This window comes from Nonomuraea candida (assembly GCF_000725485.1).
Lineage (GTDB): Bacteria > Actinomycetota > Actinomycetes > Streptosporangiales > Streptosporangiaceae > Nonomuraea > Nonomuraea candida.
Genome location: NZ_JOAG01000038.1, coordinates 22,362 through 35,002, shown reverse-complemented (window position 1 = coordinate 35,002; position 12,641 = coordinate 22,362). Strand labels below are relative to the sequence as shown.

11 protein-coding genes and 1 pseudogene are annotated in these 12,641 nt (G+C 71.7%); 5 read left to right on the top strand and 7 right to left on the bottom strand.

Annotated elements, in window-relative coordinates:
• The first annotated feature begins 32 nt into the window (after window positions 1-32).
• Both IO39_RS31960 and IO39_RS31955 read left to right on the top strand, forming a co-directional pair.
• Entirely contained in the window at window positions 33-806 is a 774-nt protein-coding gene (locus IO39_RS31960) for a hypothetical protein (RefSeq protein WP_043630833.1), read from the top strand.
• 65 nt (window positions 807-871) lie between these two features.
• Window positions 872-2,104: a phospholipase D-like domain-containing protein gene (locus tag IO39_RS31955; protein ID WP_052423624.1), complete on the top strand. Its 1,233-nt coding sequence runs from the start codon at window positions 872-874 to the stop codon at window positions 2,102-2,104.
• Window positions 2,105-2,167: 63 nt separating this feature from the next.
• Here the strand turns inward: IO39_RS31955 and IO39_RS31950 are convergent, their stop codons facing one another.
• From IO39_RS31950 to IO39_RS55045, 3 genes are all read right to left on the bottom strand, one after another.
• Entirely contained in the window at window positions 2,168-2,371 is a 204-nt protein-coding gene (locus tag IO39_RS31950; protein ID WP_043630830.1) for a hypothetical protein, read from the bottom strand.
• 117 nt (window positions 2,372-2,488) lie between these two features.
• Complete coding sequence (locus tag IO39_RS31945) at window positions 2,489-6,367, bottom strand: serine protease (RefSeq protein ID WP_169789159.1); 3,879 nt, start codon at window positions 6,365-6,367, stop codon at window positions 2,489-2,491.
• Window positions 6,346-6,681, bottom strand: a complete 336-nt coding sequence (locus tag IO39_RS55045) for a CU044_2847 family protein (RefSeq protein ID WP_157549145.1) — start codon at window positions 6,679-6,681, stop codon at window positions 6,346-6,348. The genes IO39_RS31945 and IO39_RS55045 overlap by 22 nt, the downstream gene beginning before the upstream one ends.
• A gap of 128 nt (window positions 6,682-6,809) precedes the next feature.
• Here IO39_RS55045 and IO39_RS31935 point away from each other — a divergent pair, with 128 nt between their 5' ends.
• Complete coding sequence (locus tag IO39_RS31935) at window positions 6,810-7,094, top strand: recombinase family protein (protein ID WP_157549143.1); 285 nt, start codon at window positions 6,810-6,812, stop codon at window positions 7,092-7,094.
• Between the two features lie 873 nt (window positions 7,095-7,967).
• Here IO39_RS31935 and IO39_RS31930 read toward each other — a convergent pair.
• From IO39_RS31930 to IO39_RS31920, 3 genes and pseudogenes are all read right to left on the bottom strand, one after another.
• Entirely contained in the window at window positions 7,968-8,528 is a 561-nt protein-coding gene (locus IO39_RS31930; protein WP_052423623.1) for a DUF6624 domain-containing protein, read from the bottom strand.
• Between the two features lie 51 nt (window positions 8,529-8,579).
• A complete protein-coding gene (locus IO39_RS31925; RefSeq protein ID WP_043630822.1) occupies window positions 8,580-8,909 on the bottom strand; it encodes a PadR family transcriptional regulator in 330 nt (109 codons plus the stop codon).
• Window positions 8,910-9,013: 104 nt separating this feature from the next.
• A pseudogene (locus IO39_RS31920) lies at window positions 9,014-9,583 on the bottom strand (helix-turn-helix transcriptional regulator); the annotation flags it as partial.
• A gap of 115 nt (window positions 9,584-9,698) precedes the next feature.
• Here IO39_RS31920 and IO39_RS31915 point away from each other — a divergent pair.
• On the top strand, window positions 9,699-10,139 hold the full coding sequence (locus IO39_RS31915; protein WP_043630820.1) for a YybH family protein: 441 nt from the start codon (window positions 9,699-9,701) through the stop codon (window positions 10,137-10,139).
• A 195-nt stretch (window positions 10,140-10,334) separates the two neighbouring features.
• Here IO39_RS31915 and IO39_RS31910 read toward each other — a convergent pair whose 3' ends face one another.
• On the bottom strand, window positions 10,335-11,534 hold the full coding sequence (locus IO39_RS31910; RefSeq protein WP_043630818.1) for an MFS transporter: 1,200 nt from the start codon (window positions 11,532-11,534) through the stop codon (window positions 10,335-10,337).
• A 72-nt stretch (window positions 11,535-11,606) separates the two neighbouring features.
• Here IO39_RS31910 and IO39_RS31905 point away from each other — a divergent pair, with 72 nt between their 5' ends.
• On the top strand, window positions 11,607-12,578 hold the full coding sequence (locus IO39_RS31905; protein ID WP_052423621.1) for a GlxA family transcriptional regulator: 972 nt from the start codon (window positions 11,607-11,609) through the stop codon (window positions 12,576-12,578).
• Window positions 12,579-12,641: the final 63 nt, after the last annotated feature.

Below are 12,641 nucleotides of genomic sequence, written 5' to 3'. Positions count from 1 at the left end.
ATGACCGCCCATCACGGCAGTGAGGAGGACCCATGCGTCCCGGAATCACCGTCAGGCGAATCGCCGTCACCCTGCTCGCGGCCCTGGCCACCGGCCTGTTACCCGCGGCCGCCGCGCACGCCCACCCCCAGCCGGGCGCCCCCGGCCTGAAGCTCAAGGAGAGCCGGCACCACGTCAAGGCCGTCGGTCCCGGCTTCGTGGTGCGGCTGTCACCGCGCGGCATCGACGTGCGCATCGACGAGGAGCGGTTCGGCGACCCGTCCACCGGCCACCCCATCGAGCGGCAGACGATCGACCTGACCGGCCGCACCCTGCGCCCGTTCGAGTGCGAGAACGGCACGTACACCATCAGGACGGGCACCTTCCTGCGCACCTGGCGCGTCTCCCAGCTCGCCAAGCGGCCCGCGCCCTACCCCGACGGCTTCGCCACCGGCGCGCCGGGCCTCTACACCCCGTTCGTCGGCGAGCTGGAGGGCACCGTGACCGACGCCGACGGGCGCACGCTGCGCTTCCACATCTCCGACCTGGTGCAGGAGGTCCTGACGGACGGCGGCTTCGCCGCGACCGCGCCGATCCACGGCTACTTCGTCGACGAGCGCGGGCGGGTGCGCGACCGCATCTCCCTGGTCGGCCGCGTCAACTCCGGGCCCGGCGGCCAGAACCCGGTGTACGGCATCGAGGACCGCGGCACCTGCCGCCAGATCGCCGACCTGCCGTACGGCCCGGGCAGCGAGCGCGCCGTGGTGACCGGACCGCTGTTCGTCCTGCCGTTCAGCGCGCCCCTGACGGGACCCGGCAGGCCCTGACCGGCGGCGGCCCGCCCTGCTAGCGTCGAAGGGCGATCTTTCCGTCCCCCCGGGAAAGGACCTCCGTGGCTCGCCGTCTCCTCGTCCTGCTCGCCGCCGCCACCCTCTTACCGGGCCTGTCCGGGCTGACGCCCGCGCACGCCGCCGTCGCCACCGAAGCCGTCTTCAACCACCCCGTCAACGACAGGGCCGCCATCCAGAACCGGATCGTCCAGCTCATCGAGGGGGCCGACGCCGGCTCCACGATCCGGATGTCGATGTTCTACGCCACCGACGCCACCATCCCCGACGCGCTGATCGCGGCGAAGAACAACGGGCGCAACGTGCAGATCGTCTTCGACAAGAAGATGGCGGGCACGCCCCTGTACTCCGCGCTCGCCGGCGCGCTGGGCACCGACACCGCCCAGAGCTCGTGGGTGCTGGCCTGCCCGAGCGGCCGGGGCTGCATCGGCGACCGGCCGCTCTACGGCTCGGTGTCGCTCAACCACAACAAGTTCTTCCTGTTCTCCCGCACCGGCGGCACGGCCGGGGTCGTGGTCCAGTCGTCGGCCAACCTGCACACCGGCCGCGACGGCCTCGGCGGCTGGAACGCGGCCCTGGTGCTGGCGGGGAACACGGGGATCTACAACGCCTACGCGGCGTACTTCACCGACCTGAAGAACCAGCGGGTGGACAACAACTACTACGACACCCGCGCGCCGGTCACCTCGGGCAACGCCAAGGTGCACTTCTACCCGCGCCAGGAGGGCACCAGCAGCCCGACCGACCCGGCCGAGGACACGATGAGCACCGTGCTCGACCACGTGGAGTGCACCGGCAACAGCTCGGTCGGCACGGGCGACGGCACGCACCGCACCATCGTCCGGGTCGCGATGGGCATCTTCAGCCGCGCCCATCTGGCGCGGAAGCTGCTCGACCTGGACAAGGCCGGCTGCTACGTCGAGGTGGCGGTGAACTACAACAAGGACAGCTCCTCCGAGGTCTCCTCGATGAACGAGCTGGTCAAGCCCACGGGCGTCTACAACGGCGTCAACGTCCGCTACTACTGCACCGCCGACCCGATCTGGGTGCACGCCAAGTACCTGCTCGTGGAGGGCAAGTACTACGGCGTGCCCGACCGCAAGATCGTCTGGACCGGCAGCCACAACTGGAGCTGGAACTCCCTGCGCCAGGCCGACGAGGCGCTGCTCCAGCTCGAGGACAACACGATCTTCGACCGGTTCCGGTCGAACTACTACGCCGTACGCGCGGGCAGCGGCATCCGCTCGGCCGGCAACGGCACGGCGGCGAGCTGCTGACACAGGCGGGACCGCCTGCCCGGAGCGCGTGTGCCGGGCAGGCGGTCCCGTCTGGAGGAGCCCTCAGGTCATCCCGGCCGGTGAGGGACGCCTGCCGAGGGTGACGGGGCCGAACAGGCCGGTGGCCCGCTGGCCCGGGAAGCGGTAGCGGACGCCGCCGCTGTACTCGGCCAGGCCACGCTCCGCCCAGCCGCCCAGCCGCCCAGCCGCCCAGCCGCATCCGACGTGCGTGCCCTGGCCGGCCTGCTCGGCGTGGAGATCACCCATGTCCAGCCCTGAACCCGCCCCGTCCCGCTCCCCCGCCTGCATCACCACACCTGGGCTGGGGCCGACGCCCACCGCGTGGCCGCCGTCGTTCCTCCGCTTCCTTCGTCAGGTGAGGCCCTATTCCTGGCCGAGGAGTTCGAGACACCGTCGCGCCACCATCGACACCTCTTCCGGTCTGGAGGTGTCCGCAGCGAGCGCCCGCAACTCTGCCGGCCCGGTCACGCTGCCGGTGCGATGCGCGTGGTAGAGGATGCGAACCTGCCACGCGTGGTCGTACCCGCGGTCCCGGAGGAGGTCGAGCGCCCGCCGCAGTGTGGCGGTGCCACGTTCCCGGCGGAGGTGCAACAGCGTGAGGCTGTAGTGGAGGATGGCATCCCCGCGGCGCATGCACGCGGATTCCAGCTGGTCCAGGATGTCATCGGTCAGGCGGACGGGATCAGCCGACATGAGCATGAGGCGGAGGGCCGCGGGGTCCGCCGCGAGATGGTCCGGCAGGCCGATCCACGCCTCGGCCGCGTCCTCGAACGTCCTGGCCGCGAGGTAGCCGAGCACCATGCGGCGGATGCCGGTGTCGAGGCGGGCCTCTCTCATCAGGGCCGTCAGCAGTTTCGTAGCGGTTTCGGAGGCGACACCCGCCAGAACCCGGATCGCGTGACGATGGGAGCGGTCATCGACGCCTGGGTCCAGGACGATGCCCAGGAGCAGTTCGGCGCCTCGCCGCGGCGCCACCGCGGCGAGATCCAGGCCGGCCCGAATCCGTGTCTCCACCTCGAGCCGGCTGTCGGCCACGGCCTCTGCCAGCAGGTCGATGCCGCGCTCGTCGCGGGCCCTGAGGAGGTCCCGGCCCGCCTCGAGCCGGACCACATTCCCGATGCGTGCATCGGCCAGGATCGCGTCGAAGGAATCCCGGTATCCGCGGGCGTGGAGCACCAGAGCGGCCTGCCGGCGGTCGGTGCCTGCCACGAGCGGGTCGGCGACGAGACTCCTGAGATGGTCCTCGCCCATCTTCTGCGCCTCGGCATCCCCGGGATCCAGGTGCTTGACCGCCCAGATCCGCACGCTCGGCGCCACCCGAGGCTGGGTCAGTAGCCGGTGCAGGAGCAGCGGCGGAGGTGAGTACCCGAGGGTGTGCTCGATGACGGAGAGCTTTTCGCCGGTGCTCAAGTGGGGGTGGCCGGCAGCCTCCACGAGAAACGTGTACACAGCCTCCCGCCACTCGTCGGCATCCGGCTTTTCCGGCCGCAACCGTCGCAGGATGTCCCCGGCGAGCTTGAAGGAGAACCCCGGGCGCGCGGCGAGCCCGCGGCAGAGACGCAGCAGGCTGTCTCTGTCGAGTCGTTCCGTGATGTGTCTCGTGTGCGCGATCGTGTCTCGCCTGAAGCCGGAAGGGCCCAGCTCTACGAGGAGCTCGATGACCGGGGTCAGGATCTCACGGCCGCCCCGGCCGACCGCTCTCGCGGCGGCTGCGAGCTTGTAATCCACCTCCATGCCAGGTGCGAGAGCCATGGACATGAACGCCGCCACAGCAGTGTCAACGCCCAGTTGATCCAGATATTCGGCCGCTTGCCAGCGAATCTGGGGTTCGAGTGAGGTGTCGAGGGCCATGCCGAGCAGCCGGTCACCGCCCCGCGGCTCGCCGAGATCCGCGAGGAGCATCGCCGCGTCCGCTTCCGTCGAACTCCGCTCGGCGAGGCGCTCGGTGACGGCAGCACGGATGCCCCTGGGAAGATCCACCCCCTCGGACATCACCCGGCCCACCCCGAGCAGGCCGGAGTCGTGCCTGAGCCGGTCCTGGACGACGGCCAGAATCAACGGATTGCTCCGGAGGCTCGCCATGACGAAGAGGTCTGCCAGCCTGATGGGCCTGGTGAATTCTTCGCCCCATTGCAGGAGCAGGCCGGCGATGTTGGCCGCGGCCCACCGATGGAGGTCCTCCGTGGCTGCGACGTGCCGAGCCGCCAGGAACTCCCCGATCGACTGATGGACGAAATAGAACGCACCGCCACGCTGAATGACCAGCCCTGAGCGGCGGACCAGTTCCTGGACCAGCAGGCGGTGAACCTGCTTCCCGACGTGCGCGGGATAGTCACCGGGCAGGGTCTCGGCGAGTCTTTCGACATCGATGGACTCGCCTTCCGAGCGGAACAGCTCGAAAGCGGCTTCGCTCAGAGCGGGAAGCAATCTGGGCACCACGCCCTCGGCCGCCACCACGGCTCCCTCGCCCCATTTGGCCAGTAGAGCCCGCGTCTGAGGGAACAGGCCACCGGCCCGGTCGTTGAAGGGGCGCGTCCGCACCAACTCGATGAACTCCTCGAACACCGCCACCTTCCCGGCCGGCAACGGCCTGGCGGGGTCGGCGGCATAGAGCTGGCACAGGATGGCCGCCATCAGCGGGATCCGTGCCAGCCCGTCCAGGCGCGCCCGCGTGATGGCATGGTGGAGGCGCCGGGCCGTACGGCGGTGATCGGGGACACCCAGCACCACGAACCATCGCTCGGCCAGGGCGGGCACATCCTCGGGAGTCAGCGGCAGCAGGGTGTAGCGCTGCAGCCAGTCACCGAGTTCGTGCCCGGGAAGCGGCCGTGTCGCCACGATGAAACGATACGGCGAGCCGTCGGCGGACCTCTGGGCACCGTGGATCTTGGCGAGGATGGCCTGGCGTTGCTCCTCATCCAACACCTCGTCGAGACCGTCCACCAGGACGAGCCACTTCCCCTGGGGCAGCGGGGGCTCGCGGAAGAAGTTCTCCGGCAGGTCATCCAGCGAGCCGGCCGCGGCCAGGTCCGCCTGGATGGCCCGACGCAGGGTGGCGGGCAGACCCACCGAGTCGAGTAACGCGGCGGCCTGGACCAGGATCGGGACCTCACGCCCGTGGGGATCCTCACGCCACTGCTCGGACAGATGGGCGACCAGCATGCGCAGCAGGCAGGACTTGCCGGATCCCGGGCCGGCGACCACGACGGCGTCTTTCGTGGTGGAGAGCAGGATGTCGGCCGCCACGGGATGGTCCGCCCGCGCCGCCGGCTGATCGGCGGTGACCGGGGACGTGTGCCAGGGGCCGAACATGATGTCGTCCCATGAGGGGACGGCTGATGTCCTTGCCGGGTCCGGTCTCCGCTCGGCAGGCGGCCTTCTCGCCCCGGACGGCCTCCGCTCCGCGGGCAGCGCGGCCTGCTGCTTGACGTAGATCGACGTCAGCGGAGGCGTGGCCACCCCGGGCAGCACACCCGGGTACGGCTGGGCCTCCACCAGCCCGCGGAAGGCCTCCATGAAGCGGCGCAGCCGCCTGTCCGGAATCCGCCACCGGCCTTCGCGCAGTTGTTCGTCCGAGAGCGAGAGCAGCCACTGCGGAGCCTGGCGCTCGAAGGCCGGCGTCTCCCCCGAGCGCTCGATGATCTCGGCCACCGGCAGCATGTGCGCGCTGCCCTGGTGGTCGGAGGTGCAGAGCATGCCACAGACGGCGCCGGTACGGAGATTGACGACCGGGCTTCCGCTGAACCCGCCGCCCACCGGTGTGCCGCGGAGCCTGGGCAGTTCCAGGTTCTTCGTCGTGCTCCGGCGTGACCCGCCCTCGTAGTGGAAGGTCGCCGGTTGCCCCGCCCGGAAGACACCGTCGGGATGCCCGTAGGTCCAGAGCTGATCACCGATCGTCAGCCGGTCCGAGAGCAGGGCAGGACCCGGCAATTCCGCCTCGTCGGCCCTCAGGAAGGCCAGGTCCAGCCCCGTGTTCTCGTCACGGAAGTACAGCTTGCCGACGGGCCTCAGGCTGAGAGAGCCGCCGGTGGCGACGATCTGGCCCTGAACGGCTGACGGCAGCGAAGCGGAGTCCTCGGCGACCACATGGGCGCACGTCGCCACGAGCCCGCCGCTCACCACGAAGCCGGTCCCGAGGCGAACGGGCCGGCCGTGCTCGCCCGTCACCCAGAGCGCCAGCGTGGCGGCCTTGAGCAGGGGCAACCACTCCATCTCCGGGCCTACGCCGACGGTTTGTTCCATTCCAGGGTCACGTTGAGGGCCGACTTCGCCGAGCCCTTGCCGATGACGGCCACGATGCTGCCCGTCTCGACCACGAACTCGCATCCCACCGTAACGGTCACCTTGTCGGCCCCGGTGGACTGCAACTCCTTGGAGAACCGATCCACCACGGCGCGGATCCCCGCGACGGCGGCATCAAGGGAGAGGCTGCGACCAGCGATTTCCTGCTCGCCCGCAGCGCCGGTCCGAATCGCCTCAAGGTAGACGACCTGCCCGTCGACCTCCAGCCGCACCCTGCCATCGCCGTGGTTGGGCGGAGCTCCTTCGTTGAACATGCAATACAGTCCTTCATCAGGGGAATTGCAGCACAGATATCACAAATCCCGGCTCTACGGCGGGGGACGGTGAAACATGAAGGTCACCAGCGAGCCGCACATCCCTTTTGTCGCTTTTGTTATGGGGCATGAAGACACGTGACGCGCAAGGGCGGAGCGGCCGGGGCTCAGGAAGCCATGGCGCGCCGGCCGAAATGCGGCCGATTTGCATCCGCGTCATCGCCGACAAGCCGAGGGGCAAGAACACCGGCCGCGAAGAGCTTGCCAAGGCCCTGGGCTACCTGCGCGGCGGCGAAATCCTCGTCGTCCCCTCGCTCGACCGGATCGCTCGCTGCCGGACCTCTCAGAACGGGGCGGCGGCCCGCAGGATCGCTGCCCCGTGGGCGAGCGCGGCGGCGATGGCGCCGTTGTGAGCCGGATCACGGTTGAGGTTGACCTCGGGTCAGGGTGCAAGCTCTGCGCAGCGGCAGGACGCCGCCCCACCCGACAGACGCTTGAGGAGCGGACCCCCATGACCATCACCCACTCCGGCCAGGACCAGAACACCGCGCGCCCGGCCGGCGGGCCGGACCGCTCCGAGCTGCGGCAGGCGATCGAGGAGATCGTCGAGTCCGGTTTCACCGGGGTGTCGCTGCGCGTGCACGACGAGCGCGGCGAGTGGACCGGCAGCGCCGGTGCGGCCGAGCTCGGCGGGACCGCCAAGCCGCCGGTCGACGGGCACGCCCGGATCGGCAGCAACACCAAGACCTTCACCGGCGCGGCTGGCCACGGCGCTGTACGCGCGCGGGCTGCGCCCGCCGGAGGTGCTGCGCGCGTGCTACGACGCCGACTTCCCGGCGGAGTTCTTCGTGCTGGCCGCCGAGCGGCTGCGGCACCCGCACCGGCTGGCGGCCTACACCGACCAGCCGTGGAAGCTGTGCGTGCCGCCCGGCGAGGGCGGCCCCCCGCCCGCCCCCGGCCCGGCGGACGGCCTGGAGCGGCGGATCTTCGCCCGCGACCCCGACCTGGTCCCGCTCATGCGGCTGGGCGCGCCGGTCACCACGATCGAGAACCCGGTGCTCTGCTACCGCCTCACCGGGCTCAGGGCGGCGAGCACCGCCGTGTACGCGATCAAGGTCACCGCCGCGCCGGGGGACCCGGTCGTGCCGCGGGCCGAGTCCCTGCTCGCGGTGATGCACGCCCACTACGCCGAGTCGCTGCGGCACCTGGAGCAGGTCGCGGGCCGGCGGCCGGCCCTGCCGATCGCGCCCGGTTACCGATGGCCGGCCGGGTGGCGGCTGGAGGGCTCATCGGGCCGATTTCAGCTCTTCCAGGTACTCCCGCAGCGGCTTCAGCCCGGCCGCGGCGCGCCGCTCGTCGACCTTCGCCTCGTCCTCGATCGGCGTACGGGGCCGCCACTCCCCTTGAGGGTTCGTCTCCCACTGCGTGCCGTACACCTGCGGCCGGCGTTCCGCGACGCGCACCCGGTCCACCAGGTAGGCCAGGTCGGACGGGTCGGCGTCGTCGCGCTCCACGGCCTGCCGCATCAGCTCCAGCCCGCGCCGCTGCAGGTCCAGGTCACGGTCGGCGTGCTGGACGAGCGCCCAGGCCGCGTGCGCGCCGTCCTCGCCGACCATCGCGTGGCCGGGCCAGCCGTGCGCGTCGAGGATCTGCCGCATGCGGTCGGTGTTGGCCTTCTCCACCCGGTCCCAGTCCTCCTGGGACGCCTCCAGGGTGCGTACCTCCTGGTCGACCTTGAGCATCCGCAGCAGCTCGGCGCGCAGGCCCGGATCGGCGGGCGCGTCGTCCGCGCAGGCCGCGGCCGCCGGCAGCACGGCCAGGAGGAGGATGATGAGGAACCTGCGCATCGTCGGTCCTTTCGCTCGCGGTCGAGCCGCCCCTCCGGCGCCGGAGAGGTCTCATCTTCCTTCATCGCGGAGCCGTTCGAGCCGTTCCGCCAGAAAGCCCCACGTCCGCCAGAACTCCTCGAGATATTCCCGGCCGTGCGCGTTCAGCGAGTAGACCTTGCGCGGCGGCCCCTTGTCGGAGGGGACCTTCTCCACGTCGACGAGCCCGCGCCGCTCCACCCTGACCAGCAGCGCGTAGACGGTGCCCTCGGCGATGTCGGAGAAGCCCTGATCGCGCAGCCACGCGGTGATCTCGTAGCCGTACGCGGGCCGGTCGGACAGGATCGCCAGGACGAGACCCTCCAGCGTCCCCTTGAGCATCTCCGTCAACTGCTTGCCCACGGAACACCCTCTTCACCCGGCCGCGGTCTGACCACCGGGAGAAGGTACCACCGAAGAGCCGCGACGCACGCCCGCGCCTCCCGGCGCCCGATCAGGCCGTCCGATCAGGCCGTCCGATCGTCGTCGTGCGCGAGTTGTCGGGAGCCGGCGGCCGGCGCGGCTCCTGCCGCCGCCCGGCCCGGCGCCGGGCAGCCCAGGCGGCGGTACTTGCCGGGGGCCATGGCGTACTCGCGCTTGAAGGCGTTGGCGAAGGCGAACTCCGAGCCGTAGCCGATCGCGGCGGCGATCTCGCTCAGCGCGGCGTCGGAGTCGCGCAGCATCCGCGCGGCCGTGCCCAGCCTCCACCAGGTCAGATAGGTCAGCGGCGGCTGCCCGACGAACTGGGTGAACCGGCGGGAGAACGCCGCGCGGGACAGCCCCGCGCGGCGGCCGAGCGACTCGACCGTCCACGGGTGGGAAGGGTCGCGGTGGATGCCGTCGAGCGCGGCGCCGACGGCCGGATCGGCCAGCGCGGCCGCCCAGCCGCCGATCTTGCAGTGCTCCGCCGAGACGTCGAACCAGGCCCGCAGGATGTACAGCAGCAGCGTGTCCAGCAGCGCCGGCACCACCAGGTCCGCGCCCTGCCGCCGATCCTCGATCTCCTTGCCGAGCAGTTCGACGGCGACGCGCAGCTCGGTGACGTAACCTTCGCCGGCCTCACATTCGCCGGGGCCGCGTCGTCGGATCACTGACAGCACAGGGACCGCGGGCCGGGTGAGCCGGCCGCGGCCGGATATGACGGAGGATGCGATGACGTCGAACGAGTCCGAGATCAGGACCGTCCTGGACAGCCGGGCCCGGGCCTGCGAGGCCAAGGACGTCGACCGGCTCATGTCGCTCTACTCGCCCGACATCGTCTATTACGACGTCGTCCCCCCGCTGCAGTTCGCGGGGACGGAGGCGGTGCGCCGCAACTTCGTGCGGTGGTTCGACGGCTACGACGGCCCCATCAGCCTGGAAACGCACGACCTGTCCATCGTGACCAGCGGTGACACCGCGTTCGTGCACATGCTCCACCTGGACTCGGGCAAGCGCAGGAACGGGCAGCAGGCCTCGATCTGGGTACGCTCGACCGTCTGCCTGCGCCGGTCGAACGGCTCGTGGGCGATCACCCACGAGCACATCTCGATCCCGTTCGACCCGGCGAACCTCCAGGCCTGGCTCCCCGCGGAGAAGGACCAGCCCGCCTGATCCCGGAAGGGCCACCGGTGACCCGCCCCCGGCTCCAGGGGGCGGGCGGGGCGCGGCGGGACCTGCCAGGGGCGGGTGCCCTTTCGTCATCGCCGGCCGCGCGACGGACCGCCTCCTCTTCCGGCCCGCCGGCACGTTCGAGGAGTTCGGAGCCGAGCAGACGCTCTGCACGGCGCCGCTGTCGGCGTTCGCCGGCTAGCCGGCCGGAGCCGGGAGCGGCCGGTCCGCCGGCTCCCGCCGGGAGGCGCGGCCCAGCCGCCTGACCGGCCCGATCGACAGCAGGGCCGCCACCACACCGGCCGCCACCAGGGCCGACCCGAGCATGAACGTGCGCGGTTCGACCAGCGCGGCGGCCGGGCCGGCCAGCGCCTGCCCGGCGGCCATGCCCGCCACGGACCCGGCCACCTGGTAGGCGTTGACCCGGTTGAGCACGTCCGGCGCGACCTGGGTCTGCACGCTGGTGGACCACATCACCGACCAGAACGCCCAGGCGCACCCGCCGAGCAGGTGCCCGGCCATCAGCAGCGGCAGCGGCAGGCCGAGCGCGACGGTCAGGGGCACCGCCACGTACCCGCTCAGCGCCACCGCCCCGGCGGCCAGCGGCCTGCGCGGCCGGAGCCGGATCGCCACCAGCCCGCCCAGCACGGTGCCGAGGCCGAGCGCCGCCATCACCCAGCCGTAGTCGGCCCCGATGACCTGCGAGGACAGCGGCACGTACGGCCCGACCACCAGGACGCCCCAGAACACCCAGACCAGGATGACCGACCACATCCAGCTCCTGGCCCGGAACTCCTGCCAGCCCCTGCGCAGGTCGCTCAGCACGTCGGAGGGCGCCGGCCGGGGCACGGCGACCCGGACCAGCAGCAGGCACACCCCGCTGACCAGGAACGTCGCGGCGTCCACGGTGTAGACGACGACCGGCCCCGCGACGACGACGAGCACCCCGGCCAGCGCGGGCCCCGCCAGCTGGGTGACCGCCTCGGCGATCTTCAGTGTCGCGTTGGCCCGCTGCGGGTCCCGGGCGACCAGGGGCACCATGCCGCCCACGCCCGGCTCGAACACCCCGGCGGCCAGGCCCGACACGAACGCCGTCGCCAGCAGCAGGGCGTACGGCGGGACGCCGTCGAGGAAGGCGACCGCCACGACGCCCTGCGTGACGACCCTGGCCACGTCCGCGCCGATCATCAGCCGCCGGGCGCCGATCCGGTCGGCGACCACCCCGCCGAACAGCATGACCAGCACGGCCGACGCGGTCCACAGGGCCAGCACGTAGCCGACGCCCGCGATCCCGTACACTTTCCCGATCGCCAGCGCCGAGGCGACGGGCATCATCGCGTCGCCGAGCAGCGAGATGGTGCGGGCGCCGAAGTAGAGGGTGAAGTTCCTCGTCCACATGAGCCCTCATTCTGGATCTTTCCAGCTCAGACCACCGGTGTCCCAAATGACATCATTGGGTACATTTGCGCCATGTTGCTGGACTGCGGGGACCCCCTCGCGACACCTCCCGGCCCGCACCGCGTGGTCGCCCTGGTCGCCCCCGGCCAGGAGCTCTACCCCGTCACCTCCGCCTCGGCCGTCTTCGGCTACCACGGCCCCGACATCCCCCGCCACTACAGCTTCACCCTGTGCGCCGAGCACCCCGGCTCCCTGCCCACCACCCTCGACGTCCCCATCCAGGTCGAGCACGGCCTCGAAGCCCTCGACGACGCCCGCACCGTGATCGTCGCCGGCTGGACCCTCACCCCCTCCCCCGCCGTGCTGCGCGCGGTCTCCCGGGCCCACGACCGGGGCGCCCGCATCGTCGCCGTCTGCGCCGGCATCTTCATCCCCGCCGCCCTGGGACTCCTGGACGGCCGCCGCGCCTCCGTCCACTGGGAGCTGTCCGGCGAGCTCGCCGCCCGCCACCCCCGCGTCATCCCCGACGACACCGTCATCTACGTCGACCACGGCGACGTCGCCACCGCCGGCGCCTCGGCCGCCACCCTCGACCTCTGCCTCCACCAGGTGCTGCAGGAGCACGGCGCGGCCCACGCCATGCGCATCGGCCGCCAGCTCGCCGCCGGCCCGCACCGCGAGGGCTGCCAGCGCCAGTACCCGCCACTCCCCACCACCGGCCCCATGCCCGACTCCCTGGCACCCCTGCTCGAATGGCTGCTCGCCCACCTGTCCGAGCCCATCACCGTCGAGGACATGGCCGCCTACCTGGGCGTCTCCCCCCGCACCCTCACCCGCCAGTTCGCCGACCAGCTCGGCGTCCCGCCCGCCCGCTGGCTGCTGGAACGCCGCCTGGCCGCCACCCGCGCACTACTGGAGGAGACCGACCTGCCCGTCGAGACCATCGCCACCCGCGTCGGCCTCTCCTCGGCGGTCAACCTCCGCCGCCGCTTCCACACCGCCCTGCGCACCACCCCGGCCGCCTACCGCCGCTCCTTCCGCTGACCCCGGCCGCGATCAGGCGGAGGTGACGACCGGGGCGACACGCGGCGCGGCCGGCAGCCCCCT